General features: G+C 73.1%; 20 protein-coding genes. 15 read left to right on the top strand and 5 right to left on the bottom strand.

The features are described from left to right. Positions 1-14 precede the first annotated feature (14 nt). Together KZQ38_RS32055 and KZQ38_RS32060 are read right to left on the bottom strand one after the other, a co-directional pair. Positions 15-1,388 (bottom strand): NDP-hexose 2,3-dehydratase family protein, encoded by a 1,374-nt coding sequence (locus KZQ38_RS32055; protein WP_257902749.1) that lies wholly within the window; start codon positions 1,386-1,388, stop codon positions 15-17. Continuing rightward, positions 1,385-2,926, bottom strand: coding sequence for a 4-hydroxyphenylacetate 3-hydroxylase family protein (locus KZQ38_RS32060; protein WP_219447607.1), 1,542 nt, complete (start codon positions 2,924-2,926; stop codon positions 1,385-1,387). Before KZQ38_RS32060 ends, KZQ38_RS32055 begins: the two co-directional genes overlap by 4 nt. 249 nt (positions 2,927-3,175) lie before the next feature. Between KZQ38_RS32060 and KZQ38_RS32065 the strand changes: the two genes are divergently transcribed. The 10 genes from KZQ38_RS32065 to KZQ38_RS32110 all read left to right on the top strand — a co-directional run bounded on the left by KZQ38_RS32065 (position 3,176) and on the right by KZQ38_RS32110 (position 17,289). Next, a complete protein-coding gene (locus KZQ38_RS32065) occupies positions 3,176-4,162 on the top strand; it encodes a methyltransferase (protein WP_219447608.1) in 987 nt (328 codons plus the stop codon). 40 nt (positions 4,163-4,202) lie between these two features. Then, a complete protein-coding gene (locus KZQ38_RS32070; protein WP_219447610.1) occupies positions 4,203-5,351 on the top strand; it encodes a DegT/DnrJ/EryC1/StrS aminotransferase family protein in 1,149 nt (382 codons plus the stop codon). Then, on the top strand, positions 5,351-6,103 hold the full coding sequence (locus tag KZQ38_RS32075) for a class I SAM-dependent methyltransferase (RefSeq protein ID WP_219447612.1): 753 nt from the start codon (positions 5,351-5,353) through the stop codon (positions 6,101-6,103). Before KZQ38_RS32070 ends, KZQ38_RS32075 begins: the two co-directional genes overlap by 1 nt. After that, entirely contained in the window at positions 6,100-6,831 is a 732-nt protein-coding gene (locus tag KZQ38_RS32080) for a class I SAM-dependent methyltransferase (RefSeq protein ID WP_219447614.1), read from the top strand. Before KZQ38_RS32075 ends, KZQ38_RS32080 begins: the two co-directional genes overlap by 4 nt. A 370-nt stretch (positions 6,832-7,201) precedes the next feature. Further along, complete coding sequence (locus KZQ38_RS32085; protein WP_219447616.1) at positions 7,202-8,485, top strand: activator-dependent family glycosyltransferase; 1,284 nt, start codon at positions 7,202-7,204, stop codon at positions 8,483-8,485. Between the two features lie 235 nt (positions 8,486-8,720). Then, positions 8,721-11,984 (top strand): AfsR/SARP family transcriptional regulator, encoded by a 3,264-nt coding sequence (locus tag KZQ38_RS32090; RefSeq protein ID WP_219447625.1) that lies wholly within the window; start codon positions 8,721-8,723, stop codon positions 11,982-11,984. 490 nt (positions 11,985-12,474) lie between these two features. Continuing rightward, on the top strand, positions 12,475-14,412 hold the full coding sequence (locus KZQ38_RS32095) for a KedN5 family methylcobalamin-dependent radical SAM C-methyltransferase (RefSeq protein ID WP_219447627.1): 1,938 nt from the start codon (positions 12,475-12,477) through the stop codon (positions 14,410-14,412). Next, positions 14,409-15,683 (top strand): GNAT family N-acetyltransferase, encoded by a 1,275-nt coding sequence (locus KZQ38_RS32100; RefSeq protein WP_219447629.1) that lies wholly within the window; start codon positions 14,409-14,411, stop codon positions 15,681-15,683. The genes KZQ38_RS32095 and KZQ38_RS32100 overlap by 4 nt, the downstream gene beginning before the upstream one ends. A gap of 15 nt (positions 15,684-15,698) precedes the next feature. Next, positions 15,699-16,949, top strand: a complete 1,251-nt coding sequence (locus tag KZQ38_RS32105; protein ID WP_219447631.1) for an activator-dependent family glycosyltransferase — start codon at positions 15,699-15,701, stop codon at positions 16,947-16,949. 121 nt (positions 16,950-17,070) lie between these two features. Further along, on the top strand, positions 17,071-17,289 hold the full coding sequence (locus KZQ38_RS32110) for a helix-hairpin-helix domain-containing protein (RefSeq protein WP_219447632.1): 219 nt from the start codon (positions 17,071-17,073) through the stop codon (positions 17,287-17,289). Positions 17,290-17,678: 389 nt separating this feature from the next. Here the strand turns inward: KZQ38_RS32110 and KZQ38_RS32115 are convergent, their stop codons facing one another. Genes KZQ38_RS32115 through KZQ38_RS32125 form a run of 3 tightly spaced genes read right to left on the bottom strand, consistent with a single transcriptional unit; the run spans position 17,679 to position 20,919 of the window. Next, complete coding sequence (locus tag KZQ38_RS32115; RefSeq protein ID WP_219447633.1) at positions 17,679-18,779, bottom strand: LLM class flavin-dependent oxidoreductase; 1,101 nt, start codon at positions 18,777-18,779, stop codon at positions 17,679-17,681. Next, complete coding sequence (locus KZQ38_RS37355; RefSeq protein WP_219447635.1) at positions 18,776-19,771, bottom strand: acyl-CoA dehydrogenase family protein; 996 nt, start codon at positions 19,769-19,771, stop codon at positions 18,776-18,778. Before KZQ38_RS37355 ends, KZQ38_RS32115 begins: the two co-directional genes overlap by 4 nt. 8 nt (positions 19,772-19,779) lie before the next feature. Next, entirely contained in the window at positions 19,780-20,919 is a 1,140-nt protein-coding gene (locus tag KZQ38_RS32125; RefSeq protein WP_219447637.1) for an acyl-CoA dehydrogenase family protein, read from the bottom strand. A 141-nt stretch (positions 20,920-21,060) separates the two neighbouring features. Between KZQ38_RS32125 and KZQ38_RS32130 the strand changes: the two genes are divergently transcribed. The 5 genes from KZQ38_RS32130 to KZQ38_RS32150 all read left to right on the top strand — a co-directional run bounded on the left by KZQ38_RS32130 (position 21,061) and on the right by KZQ38_RS32150 (position 25,230). Continuing rightward, positions 21,061-22,251, top strand: a complete 1,191-nt coding sequence (locus KZQ38_RS32130; protein WP_308258694.1) for a steroid 3-ketoacyl-CoA thiolase — start codon at positions 21,061-21,063, stop codon at positions 22,249-22,251. Positions 22,252-22,259: 8 nt separating this feature from the next. Further along, on the top strand, positions 22,260-23,480 hold the full coding sequence (locus KZQ38_RS32135) for a CaiB/BaiF CoA transferase family protein (protein WP_219447640.1): 1,221 nt from the start codon (positions 22,260-22,262) through the stop codon (positions 23,478-23,480). 85 nt (positions 23,481-23,565) lie between these two features. Further along, positions 23,566-24,306, top strand: a complete 741-nt coding sequence (locus KZQ38_RS32140) for a beta-ketoacyl-ACP reductase (protein WP_219447641.1) — start codon at positions 23,566-23,568, stop codon at positions 24,304-24,306. Further along, entirely contained in the window at positions 24,303-24,758 is a 456-nt protein-coding gene (locus KZQ38_RS32145) for an ApeI family dehydratase (RefSeq protein ID WP_219447643.1), read from the top strand. The genes KZQ38_RS32140 and KZQ38_RS32145 overlap by 4 nt, the downstream gene beginning before the upstream one ends. Beyond that, the gene (locus KZQ38_RS32150; RefSeq protein ID WP_219447645.1) at positions 24,751-25,230 is read left to right on the top strand and encodes a 3-hydroxyacyl-ACP dehydratase FabZ family protein; all 480 of its coding nucleotides are present in this window, start codon (positions 24,751-24,753) and stop codon (positions 25,228-25,230) included. The genes KZQ38_RS32145 and KZQ38_RS32150 overlap by 8 nt, the downstream gene beginning before the upstream one ends. The last annotated feature ends 36 nt before the right edge of the window (positions 25,231-25,266 follow it).

Here is a 25,266-nt window from a genome sequence, read left to right on the forward strand (position 1 = left end):
GACCGGCCGCGGTCTCACACGGGCACGACGCCGGTGTTGAGCACGGCGAGCAGGGTTCGCGCCTGGACGTTGACGTAGCGGCCGTGCCGCAGCAGGTGGCTGATCTGCCCGAGGCTGCACCAGCGGTAGCCGTCCGGCGGTGTGGTGGGCGCCTCCGACTCGTCCGCCTCGACGATCAGCGAGCGGTTCTGCGCGTGGAAGAAGCGCCCGCCCTCCTCGGAGTGCACGGCCTCGTAGCGGATGCGGTCGCGGGGCGCGTTCAGCACCAGGTCCAGGAACGCGGGCCGGTAGCCGTGGGTGTAGTAGTCGGGTGTGCACTGCACCGTCGGGCCAAGCTCGATGGTGTCGAGGAAGCCGGGCTCGACGCGGGCGTGCATCAGGATGTGCGGCACGCCGCCGAACCGGCGGATCACGAAGGCGGTGAGCCCGATCTTCAGCGGCTCGATCAGCGGCTGGGTCCAGGCGCTCACCTCGCGGTTGCCGCTCGCCGCGACCGCCATCACCCGGAAGTAGCGCGGCGGCACGTGCTCGATGCCGGTGTCGCCGCGCTCCCAGTCGGACACCTCGGCCAGCGGGAGCCGCCGGATCCGCACCTCGTGCCGGGACCGCTCGGTCGAGAACCACGACAGCAGCTCGACGTCGGAGTGCAGCGCGTTCGGCTCCGCGTACGGCATGGGCGCGCACGACAGCACCGTCCGCGCGTCCATGTTGACCACGTTGTCGCGGCGCAGCAGCTCCCCGATCTGGCCCAGCGTGAGCCAGCAGAAATCCTCGTCCACCGGCACGTCCTCGCGGGTTTCCACGATCGTGTTGCGGTTGGACTTGTGGTAGAACCACGTGCCGTGCTCGGACTGGAGGGTGTCCACCAGCGTGCGGCACCGCCCCGGCTCGGTGAAGTAGTCGATGTACTTGACCTTCGCGCCCCGGTGCGCGCCGGTGTAGTTGCTGCGCGTGGCCTGGACGGTGGGTGAGAGCTGGAGCAGGTTCGGGTTGCCCGGCTCCATCTTGGCCTGCATCAGGAAGTGCAGGACGCCGTCGAACTCCCGCGCCACGATGCCGAGGATGCCGACCTCGGGCTGGTCGATGATCGGTTGCTGCCAGTCGGGGAACGGGCCGCCGCGGTTGACAATGTGCAGGCCCTCGATGGTGAAGAACCGGCCGGTCCGGTGCACCAGGTTGCCGGTGCCGGGCTGGAAGCCCCAGCCGTCCAGGTCCGCGAACGGGATGCGGGTGACCTCGAAGCGGTGCGCCCGCCGCCGGTCGTCCAACCAGGACGTGAAGTCCGCGGTCCGCATCCACGCACCGGACTCGGTGGCGGCCGCGGACCTGGCCAGTCGGGCGGGCAGGCCGGCGTCGGCACGCGCGGTCAGCTCCGCGCCGGTGCTCATCCCGACACCCCCGGCCGCGGGTCCGGGCCGACCATGCCGGGCGCCGTCCACCCGTTCAGGTCGTACTCGGACAGGCACCGGTCCACCAGCTCCAGCATCCCGTCCGTGACGCCGGACCGCTGGGCCACCCGCAGCGCCTGCGCCCGGTTGTCGTCCGGGTTGCCCGCGTAGTTGCGCTCGTACAGCTCCTGCCGACCGCCGAACTCGCTGCCCACCGCGTCCCACAGCAGCTTCATCACCTTCACCCGCTGCTCGGCGGTGTGGCCGTGCGAGCCGCGCAGGTACCGGTCCAGGTAGGGCCGCACCTCCGGGTTGTGGAAGTCGGCGACGCCGGAGTTCAGGTAGATCAGCCCGCTGCCCACGGTGTTCTGGACGATCTCCCGCATCCGGCCGTACACGCCGGGCGCGAGCGTCCGGTACGCCAGGGCGTACTCCTGGTTGGGCTGCACGTAGTCCTCGGCCCACGGCGTCGCGCCCGCGATCATCGCGTCGGACAACGCCCAGATCATGTGCCGCAGGGCCATCAGCTCGCCGATGTTGCCCTGCACGCCGCGGAAGTCCTCGGTGCCGTTGATCTGCACGGCCTTGAGCATCAGGCCGCAGATGAAATCGAGCTTCACCCCGAGCCGGGTCGCGCCGTGCAGCGCGAACCGCGGCATGAAGCCGGAATTGTGGAAGAACGTGTTCGCCTTGTCCAGGTCGCCGTAGACGAACACGTTCTCCCACGGGATCAACGCTTCGTCGAACACGATGATCGCGTCGTTCTCGTCCATCCGGCTGGCCAACGGGTAGTCGAACGGGCTGCCGGTGGTCGCCGCGGCCAACTCGTACGAGGCGCGGCAGAACAGCTTCACACCGGGGATGTCCATCGGGGCCATGAAGACCACCGCGAAGTTCTTTTCCCGCACCCGGAGGCCGTGGTGCGCGATGAAGTTGTAGTTGGTCAGCGCGGAACCGGTGGCGACCACCTTGGCGCCGCTGACCACGAGACCCGCGTCGGTCTCCCGGTCGACGTGCACGTACACGTCGGAGACCTCTTCCGGCCGCTTGTGCCGGTCCACCGGCGGGTGCACCAGCGCGTGGTTGACGTGCAGCACCCGTTCCTGGCAACGGCGGTACCACGTGCGGGCGTTGTCCGCGAACGGCTCGTAGAAGTCCGCATTCGCACCCAGCGTGGCCAGGAAGGACGCCTTGTAGTCGGGGGACCGGCCCAGCCAGCCGTAGCAGCGGCGCTGCCACGCGGCGATCGCGTCGCGCCCGGCACGCAGTTCGCCGGTGTCCGCGGGCGGGCGGAAGAACGGGTGGGTGAACCCGCCGTTGCCGGTGTCGGTGGTCGTGGTGAGCACGTCCCGCTCGGGCGAGTCCCACAGGGCGTCGTACAGCCCGGCGACGGTCCGCGCGTTGTTCCGGAATGCCGGGTGCTCGGTCACGTCCGCCACCCGTTCCCCGTGTATCCAGACTTCTCGGCCGTCGCGCAGGGATTCGAGGTATTCGGCCCCGGTGAGCGGCAGGCGCGCGGAGACGTCCGCATTCGGCATGTAAGTCAGCTCCTCGGCGGGTGACGTGGCGCGTCGCGGTGCGCGGGCGGCGGAAAAATGTGCTTTCCGCGTGACTTCCAGCAGCTTGCCAGGGTGCCCGGCGGGCAACAAGATCGCCCGGCTACTCGGGCAATCCAGAAGATGCCGCTGCGAACGCGGGAATGTGAGGGTGGGTGCTGCGCTCCGGTCCGCCCGAGCGCCAGTTTCCGGTCACCGGTGGCAGGAGAGGGCACTGTGGAGAACGACCAGATGAGTTCGAAGCTGTGGGCGATGGCGCGCCTCGCGACGCCCATGGCCGTCCGGGTGGCGGCGACGCTGCGGCTGGCCGACCACGTGGCCGCCGGGCGCGACCGCGCGGCGGACCTCGCCGCGGCGGCGGGCGCGGACGCCGACGCGGTGGAGCGCTTGATGCGCTACCTCTCGGTGCGCGGGCTGTTCGACCGCGACGACACCGGTCGGTACACCCTGACGCCGCTCGGCGCGGCGCTGCGCGACGACCACCCGTCGCGGCTGCGGCCCCGGCTGGACGTCGAGGGCTCGCTCGGCCGGGCCGAGCTGTCCTTCGCGCAGCTGCTGCACTCCATCCGCACCGGGGAGGCTTCCTTCCACCTCCAGTTCGGACGGACGTTCTTCGAGGACTGGGCGGCCGACCCGGACCGGGCCGAGGACTTCAACAAGCTGACGTCCGACATGGAGTCGCGCTCGCCGGACATCGTCGCGGGCTACGACTGGGAGTCCCTGGGCTCGGTGGTCGACGTCGGCGGCGGCAACGGCGCGCTGATGCTGGCCCTGCTGCGCAAGTTCCCGTCGTTGCGCGCCACGGTGCTGGAGATGCCGGACAACTCCGAGCCCGCGCGCAAGGCCATCGCCGAAGCCGGCCTCGGCGACCGGTGCGACGTGGTGTCCCGCAGCTTCTTCGAGCCGCTGCCCGCCGGCGCGGGCGGCTACGTGATGTCGTTCGTGCTGCACAACTGGGGCGACGAGCCGGCGCGCGCGTTGCTGCGGCGCTGCGCGGAGGCGGCCGGTGAGGACGGCGTGGTCCTGGTGGTCGAGCAGACCGGTCCGCACGGCGCGGCCACGCACACCGGGATGGACCTGCGGATGCTCGTCGTGACCGGCGGGAAGGAGCGGACCGCCGAGGAGATGGGCGAACTGGCGGCCGACGTCGGCCTGCGGATCGCCGCGGTGCACCCGGCGGGCGCGTTCTCCATCGTCGAGATGCGCGCGGCGCGGTGACCGGGTCGGAGCCGGCCCGCGGCCAGTGGGGAGGTTCGACGTGATCAACGTCTTCCAGCCGTCGCTGGGTGAGCGCGAACTGGCCGCGGTGGCCGAGGTGTTCGCGGGCAACTGGCTCGGCAAGGGTCCGCGCACCGCCGGGTTCGAGCGGGACTTCGCGGAGCACATCGGGGTCGAAGCGGAACGGGTCGTCACGACGAACTCGTGCACCGAGGCCACCTTCATCGCGATGGACCTCGCCGGGGTCGGCGAGGGCGACGAGGTCGTGCTGCCGACGGTCAGCTTCGTCGGCGCGGGCAACGCCGTGGCCGCGCACGGCGCGCGCCCGGTCTTCTGCGACGTCGACCCCACCACCCTCAACGCGACCGTCGACGACATCGAGGCCGCCCTGACGCCACGCACGAAAGCCGTGCTGCTGCTGCACTACGGCGGCTACCCCGGCGACGTGGTGGACATCGCGGCGCTGTGCCGCGACCGGGGCGTGCTCCTCATCGAGGACGCCGCCGCCGCCGTCGCGTCCAGTGTGGACGGCCAGGCGTGCGGCACGTTCGGCGACATCGGCGTGTGGAGCTTCGACTCGCAGAAGATCGTCGTCGCGGGCGACGGCGGCGCGCTGTCCGCCCGGGACCCGGAACTGGTCGCCCGCGCGGGCAAGCTCGCGTACTTCGGCCTGGAGCAGTTCAGCGGTTACAGCCAGGCCAAGACGACGTCGACGCGGTGGTGGGACTTCGACATCTCGTCGTTCTCCCGCCGGTCCATCATGAACGACGTCCAGTCCGCGATCGGCGCGGTGCAGCTGCGGCGGCTGCCGGAGTTCCTGGCCCGCCGCGCGGAGGTCGTCGCGCACTACGACCGCGAACTGGCCGACGTGCCGGGCGTGCTGCCGCCGCCCGCGTTGCCGCGGGGCCACCGCGGCTCGCAGTACCTGTACTGGCTGCGGCTCGACGCCCGCATCCGCGACCAGGTGGCGCGCGACCTCTACGACCGGGGCGTCTACACCACGTTCCGGTACCCGGCGCTGCACCGGGTCGCCGCGTACGGCTGGACCACGCCGCTGCCCAGGGCCGAGGAGGCGGCGGAGCGCACGTTGTGCCTGCCGCTGCACCAGGCGTTGTCCGACGACGACGTCCAGACCGTGGTGGACGCGTTGCGCGACTCGGTGTCCCGCCGGTCGGGCGGGGGCGCGTGATGGCCGCGGTGCGGGACAGCCACGCGGTGTACGGCGACGCGCTGGGCGAGGTCTACGACCTGTTCTACCGGGGGCGCGGCAAGGACTTCGCGGCCGAGGCGGAGTGGGTGCGGCGGGTCGTCCGCGAGCGGCGACCGGGCGCGCGGTCGCTGCTGGACGTCGCCTGCGGCACCGGTGAGCACCTGGCGCACCTGGTCGAGCACTTCCCGGACGCGGCGGGTGTCGAGCTGTCACCGGCGATGCGCGTGGCGGCGGAGCGCAAGCTGGCCGCCACACCGGTGCACGAGGCCGACATGTTCGACTTCGACCTGGGCCGGGTGTTCGACGCGGTGTGCTGCCTCACCGGTTCGATCGCGTACGCGGCCGACACGGCGGAGCTGGCACGCGTGGTCGGCGCGATGGCGCGGCACCTGCCGGTCGGCGGCGTGCTCGTGATCGACCCGTGGTGGTCGCCCGACACGTTCCTCGACGGGCACATCGCCCACGACGTGGTCGAGGGGGAGGGCCGGACGGTGGTGCGGTTGTCCCGCTCGCACCGGATCGGCGACCTGTCCCGGCACGAGGCGCACTACCTCGCCGCGGACGCGACCGGTGTGCGGCACTTCAGCCAGGTGCAGGACCTCACGCTGTTCCCGGCGGAGGACTACCTCGCCGCGCTGGCCGGCGCGGGCTGCGAGCCCGAGCACCTCACCGACGTCGGCCAGCCCCGGCGCGGCCTGTTCGTCGGGGTGCGCCGGGAGGCCGGGCGATGACCTACACCGAGCAGTTCGCCGAGATCTACGAGTTCATCTACCAGGGGCGCGGCAAGAGCTGGCCCGCGGAAGCCCACGAGGTGGACCGCATCATCCGCTCCCGTCGGTCGGACGTGGCGTCCTTGCTGGACGTCGCGTGCGGCACGGGCGCGCACCTGGAGACGTTCGCGTCGCTCTACCGCGAGGTGGCGGGACTGGAGATCGCCGAGCCCATGCGGGAGCGGGCGAGTCGCCGGTTGCCGGGCGTGCCCGTGCACGCGGGCGACATGCGCGACTTCCGGCTGGGGCGCACCTTCGACGCGGTCACGTGCATGTTCAACGCGATCGGCTACGTGGGTTCGGTCGAGGAGCTGAGGGACGCCGTGCGGTGCATGGCCGAGCACACCGCGCCCGGTGGTGTGGTGGTCGTGGAACCGTGGTGGTTCCCGGAGAACTTCCTGGACGGGCACGTCGCGGTGGACAGCCGGCGCGTGGACGGGCTCGCGGTGGCGCGCGTGTCGCACACGACTCGGGAGGACCGGCGGACGCGGCTGGAGGTGCGGTTCCTGGTCGGCGAGGCCGGGCACGGCATCCGGGAGTTCAGCCAGACGTCCGACCTCATGCTGTTCACGCGCGACGAGTACCTGGCCGCGTTCGCCGACGCCGGGTGCCCCGCCGAGTACCTGCCCGACGGGCTGACCGGTCGCGGCCTCTTCGTCGGCGTCCGCGAGCGGTCCGGCGGGTCGTAGCACGACCCCGACTGCCGGGAAGCCTCACCCGCCGGGCGTTCGGTCCCAGCCCGACCCCGGCGACCGGTGGCGAACCGACGTCCGGTCGCCGCCCGCACCCGGCGCCGGGCCGCGATCCGCGCGAAGCGCCGGACCGCGATCCGCACCTGGCGGTGGGCCGCGACCTGCACGAAGCGCCGGACCGCGATCCGCACCTGGCGGCGGGCCGCGACCCGCGCGAAGCGCCGGACCGCGATCCGCACCCGGCGGCCGGCCGTGACCTGCACCAAGCGCCGGACGACGATCCGCGCCCGGCGTCCGACCGTAGCCCGCACCCGGCGACCGGCAGCAGCCCGACCCCGGCACCCCCTCACGTGACAGGAGAGACCCCATGCGCGTGCTGTTCCTGACCCCTCCCGGGCTGAAATCGCACCTGTACCTCCAGACGACCGTGGCGTGGGCGCTGCGCACCGCCGGGCACGACGTGCGGGTCGCCGGGCAGCCGGAGCTGGTCGAGGACCTGGCCGCCACCGGCCTGACCGGTGTGGTGGTGGGCGAGCGGCAGGCCGAGGTGCTGGCCGAGGTGGACGAGACCTCCGAGCCCGCCCCGCAGCCGATCCCCGCGACCGACGACGGGCGGCTGCCCGTGCAGACCGACTACGCCCGCGACGACCCGCGCGGCGAGCTGTCGTACCTGACCACCAACTTCCTCCCCTTCCTCTACACCGACGACATGCTCGGCGAGCTGGTCGAGTTCGCCCGCGACTGGCGACCCGACCTGGTGATCTGGGACCAGATGACCTACGCCGGGATGATCGCGGCCCGCGCGTGCGGCGCCGCGCACGCACGCATCCTGTTCGGCGCGGACGGTTACGTGCAGCTGTGGCGGGCGCTGCCGGAGCAGGGCGGCGCGGACGACCCCATGCGCGAGTGGCTGGAGCCGGTCCTGGAGCGGTTCGGGTGCGGGCCGTTCGCGGACGACGCGGTGACGGGCCAGTGGACCGTCGACCCCATGCCGCCTTGGATCTGGCGGCCGTCCGGTGTGCGTTACGTGCCGGTGCGCACGCCCGCGTTCAACGGGACCACCGTGATCCCGGACTGGTTGCTGCGCAAGCCGGAACGGCGGCGGGTGTGCCTCACGCTCGGCATGACGCACCGCGAGGCGAACGTCGCGGAGGCGTCGGCGGCCGACCTGCTGGAGGCGGTGAGCGACCTCGACGTCGAGGTGGTCGCCACTTTCACCGGCAAGCAGCTGGAGGGCGTGGGAACCCTGCCGGACAACGTCCGCGCGGAGGACTACGTCCCGATGAACGCGTTGCTGCCGACGTGTTCCGCCGTCGTGCACCACGGCGGGACCTCCACGATGACGGCCGCCTACGAGCACGCCGTGCCCCAGCTCCTGGTGCCCAGCGCGTACTGGAGCGAGAAGTGGTACGGGCCCATCGCCCAGGGCAACGCCCTGGCCGAGCAGGGCGCGGGCCTGCTGCTGTCCGGGGACTCCGACCACCTGTCCGCGGCGGCGCTGCGTGCCGGCCTGGTCCGGGTGCTGGACGACCCGTCGTTCCGGCACAACGCCGAGCGGCTGCGGGCCGAGTGGGCGGCGGTGCCCACCCCGAACGACCTCGTGCCCGCGTTGGAAAGGCTGACCGGTCAATACCGGGGCGCCCGGCCGTGAGCAAGTCCGGCAATTCCGGCGAGCCGCGCCGGGAATTCGGCCGGGCCCGGCGCGCGGCACGCACTCGAAACCCCGACCGAACAACGCGTGCCGAGCCGGTGAATAGTCCGTTCCGGGCGGGGGTGGCGATTTTTTCCGGACCGCCGGAAGCGCTCCCGACGTGGCTCGGCGGAGCGGTGCGACCTGTTTTCGCGTGGTCGTGCTGCCAGTTGTCCGCTGCGCTACAGTAAGCCGTATGCGCTTCGGTATTCTGGGCCCGTTGGAGGTGTGGACCTCGACGGGTCAGTCCGTGCGCGTTCCGGAGGTGAAGGTCCGCGCATTGCTGGCGCACCTGCTGGTCAACCGGGGCCGCCGGGTGTCGGCGGGTCGGCTTATCGAGGACCTGTGGGGGGAAAACCTGCCGGCGAACCCCGCCGGTGTGTTGCGCAGCAAGGTTTCCCAGCTCCGCCGGGTGCTGGACGACGCCGAGCGCGGCGGGCGTGACCTGATCGAGTTCCGCTCGGCGGGCTACCTGCTGCGCACCGACGCGCAGGCCGTCGACGCCGACGAGTTCACCGCCGCCGTCGAGCGTGCGCGCGGCACGGCCGAGACGAGGGCCAAGGCGGCGCTGCTGGCCGACTCGCTGGCGTTGTGGCGTGGTCCCGCGCTGGCCGACTTCGCCGACGAGGGCTTCGCCCGCGCCGCCATCGCGCGGCTGGACGAGCAGCGGTTGAACGCGCTCCAGGAGCAGGCCGAGGCGTGGCTCGCGCTGGGCGAACCCGACCGGTTGGCGGGCGAGCTGGCCGAGGTCGTGGCGCAGCACCCGTTGCACGAGCGGTTGCGCGCGTTGCTCATGCGCGCGCTGTACGTGTCGGGGCGGCAGGGCGACGCGCTGGACTGCTACCAGGACCTGCGGGTGCGCCTGCGGGAGGAGCTGGGCGTCGAGCCGGGTCCCGAGCTGGTCGCGCTGCACCAGTCGATCCTGCGGCGCGAGCCGGTGCCGGGCAGCCGCCCGCCGGCACCCGAGGTGTCGCGGCCGAGGACGAACCTGCCGACGCCGCTGACCGAGCTGGTGGGCCGGGTCGAGGCCGTCGCGCTGACCCGCAAGCTGCTGGAGCGCGGCCGGCTGGTCACGATCACCGGCATGGGCGGCGCGGGCAAGACGCGGCTCGCCCTGGCCACGGCCGCCGAGCTGGTCGACCACTTCCCGTCCGGCGTGTGGCTGGTCGAGCTGACCGCGCTGGGCCAGCCCGCCGCCGGCCCGGACGAGGCGCGCGGCGCCGACCCGGCCGCGGTGCGCGCGGCCGTGGTCGAGATGATCAGCACGGTGCTGGGCCTGCACGACCAGCCCGGCGGCGCGCGGTTGGCGGCCGGTGCGGACGAGGACGTGCGGCGGCTGGTCGCGGCGTTGCGCGACCGGCGGGTGCTGCTGGTGCTGGACAACTGCGAGCACGTGGTGGAGCCGGTCGCCCAGCTCTGCTCGCTGCTGCTCGCCGCGGCGCCGTCGTTGCGGGTGCTGGCGACCAGCCGCGAACCCCTGCGCGTGACCGGTGAACTGCTGCACCCGCTGCCGCCGCTGGAGCTGCCGGGCCCGGACGAGGGCACCGACCCGGAGCGGTTGCTGCGTTACAGCGCCATCCACCTGTTCGTGTCCCGGGTCGCCGCCTCCAGTCCCGGTTTCGCGCTCACCACCGACAACGCCGCCGCCGTGGTCGAGATCTGCCGCCGGCTCGACGGGTTGCCGCTGGCGCTGGAGCTGGTGGCGACGAGGGTCCGCGCGCTGGGCGTGCAACCGCTGGTGCGGCTGCTGGACGACCGGCTGCTCCAGCTCTCGTCCGGCAAGCGCGACGTGCCCGCGCGTCACCAGACGTTGCGCGGCATGATCGACTGGAGCTGGAGCCTGCTCGCGCCTGCCGAGCAGGCGGTGCTGCGGCGGCTCGCGCTGCACTCCGGCGGCTGCACGCTCAGCGCCGCCGCGGAGGTCTGCTCCGGCGGCGGCGTGGTCGCCGAGGAGGTGCCGGACCTGCTGGCGCGGCTGGTGGACTGCTCGCTGGTGGTGGCCGCGGAAGGGGTGGACGGGCCGCACTACCGGATGCTGGAGTCCGTCGCCGCCTACAGCGTGGAGCGCCTGCGTGAAGCGGGGGAGACCGCCGAGTGGCAGCGGCGGCACGACGAGCACTACCTGTCCCTGGCCGAGCGCGCCGACCAGCGGCTGCGCGGGCGCGAGCAGCGGCGGTGGCTGCTGCTGCTGGACGCGGAGACGGTGAACCTGCGTGCCGCGCTGCACAGCGCGATCCGGCGTGGTGACGCGGCGATGGCCGTCCGGTTGTGCTGCGCGCTGGCCTGGTACTGGGTGTTGCGCGGCCGGCTGGGCGAAGGCCGCCGGTCGTTCGCCGCGGCGCTGGCCGTGGCCGGTCCGGTGCCCGAGGGCACCCGCACGACGGCGTTGCTGTGGTGGGCGGGCATGACGGCGATGGCGGGCGAGGACCCGGCACCCGTGCTGGCTCGCGTCAGCGGGCGGGACGCGCCGCGGTCCCCGGCCGACCGGCGGGGCGCGGCGCGGGCCGAGTGGCTGCTCGCCTCGGTCACGCCGAGCGACGTGGACCGCCCGGCGGGCGAGGACAAGCTCAGCCGCGCCCTCGCCACCTTCCGGGAGCTGGGCGACGACTGGGGCGTGGCGGTCGCGTTGAGCAGCCTGGCGTGGATCTCCTTGCTGCGTGGCGATTTCGCGGCGCTGCGGCGGGACGCGGAGCGCAGCCTGGCCCTCTTCCGCGAGCTGGGCGACGACTGGGGCATCCTCCAGGCCACCGACCCGCTCGCCGCGCTGGCCTACACCACCGGCGACCACGACCGCGCCGTCCAGCTCTGCTCGGACGGCCTGCGGACCGCCCGCGACCTCGGCCTGTGGCCGCAGTTCGCCTACTACCTCAACGAACTGGGCCGCCTCGCCCTGCTCGCCGGCGACTGCGCCCGTGCCCGGGATCTGCACGAGCGCGCCCGCACCCTGGCCGTCGAGCTGTCCAACCTGGCCGTGGCGCAGTACGCGGAGCAGGGGTTGGCCGTGGTGGCGCGCAGGCAGGGCGACTACGAGCTGGCGGAGCGACACCTCCGGCCGCTGCTCGACGCGGCGCGGCAGGCGGAGTGGGGCGAGGAGGTCACGTCCCTGTTGGCGGAGCTGGGTTTCGTGGCCGAGCAGCGTGGTGACGCGGAGGCGGCCTTCGCCCTGCACCGCGAGGGCTACGAGGCGGCCCGCACGACCGGCGACCAGCGCGCGGTGGCGCGGGCGCTGGAGGGCCTGGCCGGCGCGCACAACCTCATCGGGCGGCACGACGTGGCCGCGCGGCTGCTCGGTTGCGCGGCGGCGGCGCAGAACTCGATGGGCATCCAGGTGCCCGCGGCGGAGCGGTACGACGTGGACCGGGTGACCGACGCCGCGCGGGCGGCGCTCGGTGCGGCGTGCTTCGAGGCGGAGTTCGCGGTGGGCGGCGCTTCGCGGCCCGACGAGTGCGTTCCGGCCTGACCCGGTTCCCCGGGTGACGGCGCGACCGGTGGTCGCGCACGCCGGGTCCGGCGGGCGGCGCGGCCCAGTGGACGGTCCGATGTGGTGGGCGGTGCGGCCCCGCGGGTGGCCCGGCCCGGTGGGCAGTCCGGTCGGGCGGGTGGTGCGGTCCGCGCGCTCGCGGGGATCTGTCAGGCGGGCTCCCCGGTAGTTCCAGCTGCGGGGAGGGGCTTCCTGCCGCCCGGGTTCTTGTGGGACGGGGTCGGGGGCTCGTTCGCCCGAACGGCGGTGTGGTGGCGGGCATCGGGCGGTCAACCGGTGCCGCCGGGGTGTCCGAGCGGGTGGACCTGGCTCGTGTCGCGGCACTGGCGCAAACGAAGAGACGTGCCGCGCGCCGGCGGGTGTGATGCTTCATTCGCATATCGGGCGCCAGGTCGGTGCAGTGGTGAATGGGCCAGGGCAGTGCCGGAGCGGTTGGACACCGCGGGGCGCGCCCCGAGGGGGCAATTCAATGCCAAAAGGTGTTTGGCTGGTCCAGCAAGGTGTCTGGGCCATGACGCTGGAATCAATGCCGCTGGCGGCGGGCTATCTCAAGGCGACCGCGCTCCAAGAGCCGCGGATCGCCCGGGAGACCGATATCCGCATCCACAACTTCGACGGCGGGGTGAGCCTCTTCGAGATGGCCAACTCCCTGTTCCGCGACGGAGCGCCGGACGTGCTGGCTTTTTCCGTCCTGGGCTGGAACTACCACGCCTTCGGAGCGCTGGCGGAAACCTTCAAGCAGATCAACCCCGACGGCTGGGTGGTGTTCGGCGGCAACCACGTCTCGCACCAGGCCGAGCGGGTGTTCGGCACGTTCCCCGACGTCGACGTGGTGGTCAACGGCGAAGGTGAGTTCACCTTCCGCGAACTGCTGTTGGCCAACCTCGACGGGCGTTCGACGGACGCGTTGCACGACATCCAGGGCATCTCGTTCCGGGCGGACGGCGGTATCACGACCACCGAGGACCGGCCGCGGCTGGAGAACCTGGACGAGATCGGCTCACCGGTGCTGACCGGATCGGTGCCGCTGCTCGGCGACGACGGCGAGTTCCGCTACGACGTCGCGCTGCTGGAAACCAACCGCGGCTGCCCTTACAAGTGCTCGTTCTGCTACTGGGGCGGCGCGGTGGGGCAGCGGGTGCGTGCGTTCTCGCGCGAGCGGTTGCGCCAGGAGGTCGAGGTCTTCGCGCAGCACAAGGTGCACACCATCGTGCTGTGCGACGCGAACTTCGGCATGTTGCCGATCGACGTGGAGTTCATCGAGGACGTGATCGCGATCCGGGAGAAGTACGGGTTCCCGAAGAGCATCGAGACGTCCTGGGCGAAGAACAAGTCGAAGGTCTTCTACAAGATAGTCAAGATGATGAAGGAAGCGGGCCTGCACAGCTCGTTCACCCTCGCCCTGCAAACCCTGGACGACAACACGCTCGACCTCATGAGCCGGCGGAACATGAAGGTCAACGACTGGGAAGAGCTGGCCGAGTGGCTGGACCGCGAGGGGATGCAGTGCTACGCCGAACTCATCTGGGGCGCGCCGGGTGAGACCGTCGAGTCCTTCATCAAGGGCTACGACCGGTTGGCCGCGCACGTGTCGCGGGTGGCGGTCTACCCGATGCTGATCCTGCCGAACACGACCTACCACCAGGACCGCAAGCGGTTCGGGCTGGTGACCGTGCGCGGCGACAGCGACGACTTCGAGTACCTGGTCTCCCACGACACGATGTCGGCGGCGGACAACCAGTACATGAACCAGCTCATCTTCTTCGCCCGGCTGGTGGCCGAGAACCCGGTGTTCCGCACCCTGTGGACGCCGTTGCGGGAACTGGGCGGCGTGTCCCAGTCGCAGGCGATCCGCTCGTTGATGGAGTGGTTCGAGGCGGCGGAGGACCAGGCTTCGCAGCCGTTCCGGTCGGGTCTGGAGAAGGCGTTCACCAACCCCGACGTGCTCGGCCCCGTGTCGGAGTACACCTACGGCAGCCGGGACGCCCGCGGCGCGTTGCGCCGCTGGTGGCGGGAGGCGATGCTGCCGCTGGTGCCGAAGGAGTCGGCCGACCTGCTGAACAGGGTGTTCGAGTACGACATGCTGACGCTGCCGGTGTACACCAGCCCGGGGCGCGAGCCGTCGCACGAGGTGGTCAACGAGAGCCTGCCCGTCGAGGTGATCGAGGGCGAGCGCTTCTACGTCTGGCACGACGCGGTCCTGCCGTGCGACGCGCCGACCTTGGCGTGGTCGTTGAAGCACGGCGAGCCTTACGACCACGTGCTTGGCGAATGGCGCACCACGATGTACTACAAGGTTGGCGCGCACCACTTCGTCGGCTCGACCAACCACGAGGAGATCGTCTACTACTCGGGCCGTCCGGCGCGCGAGCTGTTCGGCCGTGGACAGGAAGGGGCAACCGCGTGAGCCAGAACCTCCCGGCCGGGCTGCGGCTCGTCGAAGGCATCCCGGACGACCGGTACCCGGACTGGTTGGACTGCTGGCTCGGCGTGTTCGGCGGCCCGGTGGGCTCCGAGCCCGCGCTGGTGGACTTCTACCGGCGCAACTACCCGCCGGAGCGCGGTCTCGCGGTCGCCGCCGAGGACGACGCGTACATCGCCACGAACATGGCGGTGGACCGGGAACTGGTGCTGCCCGGCGGGCACGTGGTGCCGGCCGCGGCGGGCACCGGCGGCTCCGCGCACCCGGCCGCCGCGCGCCAGGGCCTGATGCGGCTGACCGCCGACATGCTCACCCGCCGCGCGGTGGACGAGGACAAGGCCATCATGATCGGCGGCGCGTCCGAGTGGCCGATCTACGGCAGGTTCGGCGTCGGCCCGGCGACGTGGTGCGACTCGGTGGAGATCGACGTGCGCGCGGCGGGCCTGCGTGACGACGTGCCGGGCCGGGACGTGCGACCGCGGCGCGTGACCGCGGAGCAGGCGCGGGAACTGGCGCGGGAGCTGTACCGGCGGCAGGCGCTGGAGGTGCCCGGCGAGGTGCTTCCCCCGGCGGCGTACTGGGACCGGCTCACCGACGACCCGGCCCTGGGCCGGTTGGAGGAGTCGCTGGCGCTCGGGATGCCCGGCCCGGGGCCGCGGTTCTGCCTGGCGGTCGAGGACCGCGGCCTGGTGACCTACCGCGTCGCGCCGAACTGGACGCCGGAGAGCGCGCCGCACTCCACGTTGCACGTCATCGACTTCCTGGCGCTCGACGCGGAGGCCGAGGGCGCCCTGTGGCGGCACCTGTTCTCCGTCGACCTGGTGCGCGAGGTGCACGTGTGGCGGCTGGCCGTGGACAGCCCGTTGCGCTGGTGGGTCTCGGACGCCCGGCGCGTGCGGTCCAAGCGGCAGGACGCCCTGTGGCTGCGCCCGCTGGACGTGCCGCGCCTGCTGAGCACCCGCGAGTGGGCGTGCGACGGCACCCTCACCCTGAGCGTGCACGACCACCTCGGCTTCGCGGAGGGCACGTACCGGCTCACCGCCGAGTCGGGCAAGGCGTCGTGCGAGCGCACCACCACTGACCGCCCCGACATGGAGATGGACGTCAGCACCCTCGGCGCCATCCTGCTCGGCGGCAACCCCGCCGTCAGCCTGGCCCTCAGCGGTCGCATCCGGGCCACTGAGGCCCGCGTCGCGCACCTCTGGGACACCATGGCGACCCCGGCACGCGCGCCCCACATCAGCTACTGGTTCTGATCGGAAGGACTGCACATGCGGGTTCTGTTCGCCACCTACGCGGAGAACACCCACTACCAGAGTCTGGTCCCGCTCGCCTGGGCGCTGCGCACCGCGGGGCACGAGGTGCGGGTAGCGACGCAGCCGGCGCTGGTCGACACCGTCACGCGGTCCGGGTTGACCGCCGTGCCGGTGGGCGAGGACCACCGGTTCATGGAACTGCTCGCGACCAAGGAGTTCGACTGGGAGTGGGGCGCCCGGGTCGCGCACGCGCTGAAGTCCGGCGGGCAGGACATGGACTACGACGGGTTGCTCCGGTTGTTCGACGAGGCGACCAACGACGTCGGCAAGGTGCTCAACGACCCGATGGTCGACGACCTGGTGGACTTCGCCCGCGCGTGGCAGCCGGACCTGGTGCTGTGGGAGAACTTCACGCTCGCGGGCGCGGTGGCGGCCCGGGTGACCGGCGCGGCGCACGTGCGGGTCCTGTGGGGCGTGGACGCGCAGACCCGGCTCTACCAGAGGTTCCGGGAACTGCTGGAGCAGCAGCCCGAGGAGCGGCGGCGCGACCCGATGCGGGACTGGCTGACCGAGGTCCTGGAGCGGCACGGCTCGACCTTCGACGAGGCGGTCCTCACCGGTCAGTGGACGGTCGACCAGGCGCCGCGCAGCATGCGGCTGTCGTTGGGCCTGCCCACGATCCCGGTCCGCTACGTCCCCTACAACGGGCCCGCGACCGTGCCGGACTGGCTGCGCCGGCAGCCGGAGCGCCCGCGGGTGTGCATCACGCCGAGCATGTCCATGCGGCAGATGCTCGGCCACGACCCGGTGCCGGTGTCCGCGTTGGAGGTCTTCGCCGACCTGGACGTGGAAGTGGTGGCGGCGCTCGCGGTCGGCGACGACGAGCGGGTGAGCGTGCCGGACAACGTGCGCGTGGTGGATTTCGTGCCGATGCACGCGATCCTGCCGACGTGCTCGGCGATCGCGCACCTCGGCGGTGTCGGCGTGGCGTCCACCGCGGCCCTCAACGGCGTGCCGCAGCTGACGCTGGTCTCGCCCGACCTGTGGGAGGTCGAGGTGCGTGCCGACATGGTGCGCGACCTGGGCGCCGGGCTGAGCCTGCCGCTGCCGGAGCTGACGCCGGAGCTGTTGCGGGACAACGTCTTGCGGCTGGTGGAGGAGCCCGGTTTCCGGACGGCCGCGGAGAAGCTGCGGCAGGAGGTGCTGGCCGAGCCGTCGCCGAACGACGTCGTGCCCGAGCTGGAGCGGCTCGCCGCCCGGCGGTGATCGCGCGGCGGTGATAGTCTTCGCGAGACCGGGTGTTTGCCACCCGGTCTTCGCGTTGTGCGGCACCGACCGCGTGGCAGGACGCGCCGGTCGTCCCGCGATCCGACGGACGAGGAGGAACATGGCCGCCGAGGAATCGGAAGTGGAAACCGAGTTCCCGCACCGGATCGGCAGAACCGCCAAGAGGGTGCTCGCCCTGGAGGGTTACACCAAGTACGAGCACCTCACGAAGACCACGGCGAAGGACCTGCTCAAGATCCACGGGATGGGGAAGAAGGGCATCACCATCCTGCGCGAGGAGCTTTCGGCCAGGGGACTCGCGTTCGCCGACGAGTCCTGACGGGGCGGTCCGCTTCGCCCGCGGCGGTTCAGGCCGGCGGCCGGTTCCGGGGCCCCGGCTGCCGGGTTGGCGGCTGGGTTCCGGGGCCGCGGCGGTGCGGGCGCCGGGACGGCGGGCCGGCCGGTGGCCGCGAAGCGGGATTCGAGGCAGCGGGCCGGTGCCGAGCCGGTGGGCCGGGTGTTGGGCCGGTGGCCGCGGCGTGGGTTTCGAGGCGGCGGACCGGGTTTTGGGCCGGGGCACCGGTGTCGGGTCGGCGCGCGGCCGGTCCGCGTGTCGCGGCGTGGTTTCGGAGACGTCGCTTGAGTCCTCAGGCGACTCGGGGCGGGGAGCGTCGACCAGCGGCGCGGCCCGCCCCGAAGCGTTTGTCCGCCCGGGTCGTGCCGAAGCGGTCAGGCCGGTCCGTGCCCGGCCACGACGCCGCTCTCCCGCAGCAGCGGCAGGACGCCCTCGCCGAACGCGTACGCCTCCTCCACGTGGGGCTGCGCCGACAGGATGAGGTGGGTCAGCCCGAGGGCGTGGTACTCGGCGATGCGCTCGGCCACCTCCTCGTGGCTGCCGACCAGGGCCGTGCCGACGCCCGGCCGCACCAGGCCGTAACCCGCCCAGACGTTGGGGTGCACCTCCAACCGGTCGGTGCGCCCGCCGTGCAGCGCGGCCATCCGCCGCTGGCCCTCCGACTCGCTGGCCGCGAAGCGGCGCTGCGCCTGCGCGATCCGCTCCGGCTCCATCCCGTCCAGCAACCGGCGCGCCACCCGCCACGCCTCGGCCGAGGTGTCCCGGCTGATCACGTGGAACCGCGTGCCGAACGCCAGGTCCCGCCCCGCCTCGGCGGCGGCGCTGGTGCCCCTTGCCACGAAGTGCGTCATCGCCGCGGGCGCCTCACCCCACGCGAGCAGCACGTCGGCGTGCCGCGCCGCCACCTGCCGCGCGGCGGCGGAGGAGCCGCCGAGGAGCACCAGCGGGCGCACCGGGTGGGGGCGGGTCACCAGGCCGCCCGAGATCCGGTAGTGGTCGCCGGCGAAGTCGAACCGCTCGCCCGACCACGCCCGGTGGAAGACCTCCAGGAACTCGCCGGTGCGCGCGTAGCGCTGGTCGTGGTCGAGCCAGTCGCCGTAGCGGCGTTGTTCGTCGGCGTCGCCACCGGTCACGATGTTGAGCTGGAGGCGACCGCCGGACACCCGCTGGAACGTCGCGGCGGCCTGCGCCGCCAGCACCGGCGACACCAGGCCGGGCCGCAGCGCGATCATGAACCGGATGCGGCTGGTCGAGCCCGCGAGCGCCGCCGCGACCACCCACGGGTCCTCGCAGAACATGCCGAACGGCACCAGCATCCCGCTGAAGCCGAACCGGTCGGCGGCGAGCGCGACCTGGGTGAGGTAGGCGGGGTCGGGGTCGCGGCGCGCGCCGGCCGGGATCGTCCCGTCGACGCGCTTGGCGACCTCGCGGCCGTCGCCGTGCGAGGGGAGGAACCAGTGCAGTTCGAGCGTCATGGCGTTCCTTCCACGGTTTCCGGGCCGAGCAGCGCCGCGGCGATCGCGTCCACCGGGTCCGGTCCGGCCGCGACGCGTGCCTCCAGCCACAGCGCGCGGCGGTACCAGCGGTGCAGCGGGAACTCCCAGGTGACCCCCATCCCGCCGCAGACCTGGATCGCGGTCTCGCCGCAGCGCGCGGCCGCCCGCGCGGCCGACCACGTGGCGCAGTGCGCCGCGTCGGGCAGGTCCGGCGCGCAGGCGGCCCGGTAGACCAGGGAGCGCGCGGCCTCCACGTCGGCGTAGCACTCCGCCAGCGCGTGCCCCACCGCCTGGAAAGCACCGATGGGGCGGCCGAACTGCACGCGGGTCCGGGCGTGCTCCGCCGCGAACTCCAGCGCACGCGTGGCGACACCGACACCCTCGGCGGCGGCCAGCAGCGCCGACCGGCGCGTGACCTCGGCGAGCACCGGCGCCGCCGCCGGCGGTCCCAGCAGCAACCGGCCGACCACGTCGGTCAGCACCAGGTCCGCCGCGGTCCGCAGCAGGTCCGGTCCCGGTCGGTCGGTCAGCGTCACGCCGGGCGCGTCCGGCCGCACGCCGAACAACGCCACGCCGTCGCCGGTGTCGGCCGCGACGACGATCTCCGCGCACGTCCGCGCGTCCACGACGGCGTTGCACCGGCCGTGCAGCCGGCCGTCCCGGACGACGCAGGAACCCGTGCCGTCAACCGACGTGACGGGACCGGGCAGCTCCGCACCGGCCGCGCGGTAGACCGGGACGGCCCGCGTGGTGGCCCACCACGGCGCGGGCAGCAGCGCGCGCCCGCTCTCCTCGGCCAGCAGCACCAGTTCCACCGCGCCGAGGTCGGGGTCCAGCCAGCCCGTGCGGACCAGCTCCGGCCACAGCTCCGCCGCGTGCTCGGCCGGCCGTGACGGCGGGCACCGGTCGTCGAGGTAACGCCGGGCCGCGGCCCGGATGTCCGCCTGGGTCGGCGTGAGCGAGAGGTCCACGTGTGCTCCTACCGCGACCTGGGCAGCCCGAGCACCCGCTCGGCGATGACGCCGAGCAGGACCTCCGACGTGCCGCCCTCGATGGTGTTGGTCCGCGCGCGCAGCCGTTCACGGGTCCAGTGCGCGTACCACGGGTGGTCGGCGCGGGCGGCCACGCGGCACGCGAGCGCGGTCAGCCGCTGGTTCGCGCGCGACCAGCCGAGCTTGACCACCGTGCTCTCCGGTCCGGGCTCGCCGGTGCGCAGGAGGGTCGCCAGGGCGCGGTAGCCGGTGTGGCGCAGACCCTCCAGCTCGACGTGCAACTCCGCGAACTCCCGGCGGACCACCGGATCGCGGTCCGCGCCGAACGCGGTGATCGTCCGGCGCAGGCGTGCGTGCTGCACGGCCAGCCGCGCGGTCAGGGCGATGCCGAACGTGCCCCGCTCGTGCGCCAGGGTGGTCATCGCCACCCGCCAGCCGTCGCCGGGCGCGCCCAGCACGCTGTCCGCCGGCGTGAACACGTCACGCAGGACGATCTCGCTGAACGAGTCGTCACCGGACAGCTTGCGCAGCGGGCGCACCTCGACACCGGGCGCGCGGAGGTCGAGCAGGAAGCAGGACAGGCCGCGGTGCCGGGGCGCGTCCGGGTCGGTGCGGGCCAGCAGCAGGCAGTGGTCGGCCAGGTGCGCGTAGGACGACCACAGCTTGTGGCCGTTGAGCAGGTAGCCGCCGGGCACGGGGGTCGCGCGGGTGCGCAGCGCCGCGAGGTCCGAACCGGCCTCCGGTTCGGAGAACCCTTGGCAGAAGGTGGTTTCACCCGACAGTATGCGTGGCAGGTGGTGTGCGCGTTGTGCTTCGCTGCCGTGCGCGATGATCGACGGTCCCACCATGTTGAGCCCGATGACGTTGGCCTGGTCGGGTGCTTCGGCCAGCGCGCTCTCCTCCGCGAAGACGGCCTGGTAAGCGGGGGACAACCCGCGCCCGCCGTGCTCCACCGGCCACGTGAGCCCGGCGTACCCGGCCTCGTGCAGCGCCGCGCTCCACGCCCGCAGCTCGCCGTCCGTCCACTGTGGAGGGAGGCCGTCCGGCGCGGCGGGCACCGCCGTCCGCAGCCAGGCGCGCAGTTCCGAGCGGAACGCGCGCTCCTCGTCGCTGTCGTCCAGCCGCATGTCCGGCACGCTAGCCCAAGCAAACCCGGAAACCCCGTCCGCGCGGGAGGAACGGCAACACGGGAGAAGCACCCGTCGAGCGGGTGGTTCCCCGCACGGCAGGAGACGCGGCCCGCGATCACCGGCGGTGACCATCGCTGCGTGACGACCACGGATCTGGCTGACCGCACACCGGTCATCGTGGCGGCGGCCCGGACGCCCATCGGCCGGCGCGGCGGCGGGCTGGCCGGGCTCAAGGCGGTCGAGCTGCTGCGGCACGTGCTGCTGGAGGTGATCGCCCGGGGTGGGATCGAGCCGGGCGACGTGGAGCAGGTGATCGGCGGCTGCGTCACGCAGGCGGGCGAGCAGAGCTTGAACGTCACCCGCAACGCGTGGCTGAACTCGGGGCACGACCCCGGCGTCGGCTGCACCACGGTGGACGTCTCCTGCGGTTCCGGGCAGCAGGCCAACCACCTGGTGTCGGCGTTGATCGCCGCGGGCGCCATCGACATCGGCATCGGCTGCGGCGTGGAGTCGATGAGCCGCGTGCCGATGGGCGTCAACCTGTACCAGGGTCCGGGCCACTACAAGGCCGCCGACTACCCGTGGGACGACCCGCCGCACGCGCAGTTCGGCGGCGCGGAGCGGATCGCGGGCAGGCAGGGCATCACGCGTGCCGACGCCGACGCCTTCGGCGCGCTGTCCCAGCAGCGGGCGGCGCACGCGTGGCGGGAGGGGCGGTTCGACCGCGAGGTGACGCCCGTCCAAGCGCCGGTGGTGGACGGGGACGGCGCACCGACCGGCGAGGTGCGGACGGTGTCCCGCGACGAGGGGTTGCGGGACACCGACGTGCGGGTGCTGGCCGGGCTGCGGCCGAACGTGGCGGACGGCGTGCACACGGCGGGCACGACCTCCCAGGTCTCCGACGGCGCGGCGGCGATCCTGTGGATGTCGCTGGGCCGCGCGCGGGCGCTGGGTCTGCGGCCCCGCGCCGCGCTGGCGCACCAGGTGGTCACCGGGGCCGATCCCTACTACCTGCTGGACGGTCCGGTCGTGGCCACCGAGCGAATCCTGCGCCGGTCGGGCATGGCGATCGGGGACGTCGACCTGTTCGAGGTCAACGAGGCGTTCGCGGCCGTGGTGCTGAACTGGCAGCAGGCGCACGACGTCGACCCGGCGCGGGTCAACCCCAACGGCGGCGCGATCGCGCTCGGGCACCCGCTGGGCGCCACGGGCACCCGCCTGCTGGTCACGGCCCTGCACGAGCTGGAGCGCGCGGACGCCGGGACCGCGTTGGTCACGATGTGCTGCGGCGGTTCGCTCGGCACCGCCTCCCTGCTGCGACGACTGTAGGAAAAGCCTTGCTGGAGAACGAGTTCTTCGCCGAAGCACGTGACGACCGCACCGGGCCGCTGGACGGGCTGCGGGTCCTGGACGTCACCAAGGTGTGGTCCGGCCCGCTGGCCACGTGCGTGCTCGCCGACCTCGGCGCGGACGTGATCAGCGTGGAGCTGCCGCACGGCCGCGAGGGGCAGGTGCCGCCGAACATCCCCGGCACCGAGCTGTCGTGGTTCCGCGAGACGGTGCGGCGCAACAAGCGCAGCGTCGGGCTCGACCTGCGCCTGCCCGAGGACCGGGACGTGTTCCTCCGGCTGGTGGCCACGGCGGACGTCGTGGTCGAGAACTACCGGCCGGGTGTGCTGGCGGGGTGGGGCGTCGGGTACGCGGACTGCCGTGCGGTGCGCCCGGACGTGGTGTACGTGTCGGTGTCCGGTTGGGGCCAGTACGGTCCGGACGTCGACCGGCCCGCGTACGACCCGGTGGTCCAGGCCGCCGCGGGGTGGATGCACCTCAACGGCCCGCCCGACGGCGGACCGGTGCGCGCGCCCACCTTCATCGGCGACGAGCTGGCCGGGCTGCACGCGGCCATCGGCGCGCTCGCGGCGCTCGCGCACCGGGCGCGCACCGGCGAGGGCCAGCACGTCGACGTGTCCATGGTGGACGCACTGCTGTTCGGCAGCAGCGGCTTGCCCACGCTCGCCGCGACCGGCGCGCCACCTGCCCGGCTGGGCAACGAAACGGGTTTCGTCGTCCCGTCCAACGTCTACGAGTGCACCGACGGCCACCTGTACCTGGCCGTGGCGCTCAACAAGCAGTGGCGCGCGCTGGCCGAGGAGATCGGGCTGCCCGAGCTGGGCCGCGCGGACGGCTTCCGCACCAACGCCGAGCGGCTGGCCAACCGGGACGCCGTCAACGCCCTGGTGGCGCGGTGGTGCCGCGGTCGGACGGTCGCGGACGCGGTCGCCGCCCTGGCGGCGCGCGACCTCGTCGTCGCACCGGTGCGCACCCTCGCCGAAGCCGTGGCGGACCCGCACGTGCGGGCGCGGGGGATGCTGCCGGAGGTCCGGCTGCGTGACGGTTCGGTGGTGCCGCTGGTCGGGCCGCCGGTGAAGTTCTCCCGGACGCCCACGGCGATCCGCCGACCCGCGCCCGCACCGGGCGCGGACACCGCGGCGGTGCTCGCCGAGCTGGACCGTCGGTCGGCAACCGATGAGAAGCCTTTGCCGACAAGGGATCTATAGAGTTCCAGACGTGCGCGGGCGTCGCGCCGACCAATCCCGCCCGGTGACCGGGCATGTCGAACCACGACTGTGCCGAGGAGACGACGTGGCCGAGCAACCCCGGGTCCTGGTGACCGGAGCCTCGCGCGGAATAGGCCGTGCGGTGGCGTTGCGGCTCGCCGCCGGCGGGTACGCGGTGGCCGGTTGCCACAGCGGGCCGAGCGACGCGGCGCGGCGCACCGAAGCGGAGGTGCGGGCGCTGGGCGTGCCGTGCCACTTCGGGACGTGCGACGTGTCGGACCACCGCGCGGTGGACCGGTTCGTCCGCGAGGCGGAGGACCGGATCGGGCCGCTCGGGATGCTGGTGAACAACGCGGGCATCAGCAAGGACGACCCGCTGGTGCTGTCCACCGCGGCGGACTGGGACCGCACGCTCGCGACCAACCTCACCGGCACGCGGAACCTGTGCCGCGCCGTGGTGTTCCGGTTGCTGAAGCAACGCGGCGGGGCGGTGGTCAACATGTCGTCGGTGGCGGGCGTGCAGGGCAACGCCGGGCAGACCGCCTACGCGGCGAGCAAGGCGGGGATCATCGGGCTGAGCAAGTCGCTGGCGAAGGAGGTCGCGCCCCACGGGGTGCGGGTCAACGTCGTCGCGCCGGGTTTCATCGAGACCGACATGACCGGCGTGCTCGGCGAGAAGCTGCGCGCCAAGGCCCTCGACCGCATCCCGCTCGCCCGCTTCGGCACACCCGAGGACGTCGCCGAACTCGTCGAGTTCCTGCTGTCCGACCGGGCTTCCTACATCACCGGCCAGGTGTTCCACGTGGACGGGGGTATCGCGCTGTGACCGGGCAGGGCGTCATCGGGGAGGCGTCGCCCTGGCTGGCGCCGCACCCGCCCGTCGCGGCGCGGCCGATCACCGCCGTGGACCGCTGGCGCGCCGTACCCCACGACGAGGGCCTGACGATCACCTCGCGGGTGCGCGTGGACGGCGACGAGCAGCACCTGCGCGGCCACTTCCCGAACCGCCCGGTGTTCCCCGGCGTGTTCGCGATCGAGGCCGTGTGCCAGGCGATGGCCGCCGCCACCGCGGCCGGTGTGCCGCCACCCGAGCTGCGGGTGCTGCGTTCCGCGCGGTTCACCGCGCCGCTGCTCGGCGGTGACGAGCTGACGCTGGAGATCGCCGCGCGCCCGCACGAGGGCGGTTGGGCGGTCGTCGCGCACGGCACCCGGCGGGACGGTACGCCGGCGGTGCGCATCACCGCCGACTTCGGACCGGGTGGTGGCCGTGATGCGTGAGCACGCCGACGTCCGCGCCGCCCTGCCGCAACGCCACCCGCTGCTGCTGGTGGACCGCGTGCTGGAGCTGACGCCGGGCGAGTCGATCACGACCGTCAAGGCGATCACCGCGACCGAACCCTGCTACGCCGGACTGCCCGACGGGCCCGGCGTCTCCTACGCCTACCCGGTCTCGCTGCTGATCGAGTCGTTCGGCCAGAGCGCCGCGCTGCTGTGGCTGGCCGGTGGCGGCGACGCGCGTGACCGGGACGCGGTGCTGATGTTCGCCGGCGCGCGGGAGTACCGCGTCGAGGGCAGCGCGCACCCCGGCGACGTGGTGCGGCACGAAGTGCGGCTCGACTCCGTCATCGCCGACACGGCCATCGCGTCCGGCACGAGCTGGGTCGGCGGGCGGCGCATCGCCACCGTCGCCACGCTCATCGCCACGCGGCGGCCGGTGTCCGGGTCGGTTCCCGGGCAGGCGTCGGGGTGACCGCCACAGACAGGCCATTGATCCGGGAAGGGGTTG

This window comes from Saccharothrix obliqua, from assembly GCF_019375475.1.
GTDB lineage: Bacteria > Actinomycetota > Actinomycetes > Mycobacteriales > Pseudonocardiaceae > Actinosynnema > Actinosynnema obliqua.